A 287-nucleotide genomic window follows, 5' to 3' on the forward strand; every position below is an offset into this window, starting at 1 on the left:
TTATCATTTACATCTGGTTCTACTCCTGTATCATCACTGGTATCAAAGCCATCATCTAGTCCGTCACCATCGGTGTCCGTTCCTGTGAAGGTGCCTTGTCCTGCTTCTTCTAGATCATTTACTCCATCATCATCACTATCCGTATCTAAGTAATCTGGAGTGATATCTGTATCTGTGTTTTCTGGGCTGTCGATGAAGCCTGCGTTTTCATATGCATCATCGATTCCGTTGTTGTTATTGTCTATTCCACTTGGTGGCGTGTAACTATCTGTTGTTTGTGCTTCTAC

At 42.5% G+C, this 287-nt stretch carries 1 pseudogene; it reads right to left on the bottom strand.

The features are described 5' to 3' along the window. Positions 1–287 (bottom strand): annotated as a pseudogene (locus Q0845_RS27775) (gliding motility-associated C-terminal domain-containing protein); the annotation flags it as partial.

The sequence above is a fragment of the uncultured Kordia sp. genome, from assembly GCF_947489565.1.
Taxonomy (GTDB): Bacteria; Bacteroidota; Bacteroidia; order Flavobacteriales; family Flavobacteriaceae; genus Kordia.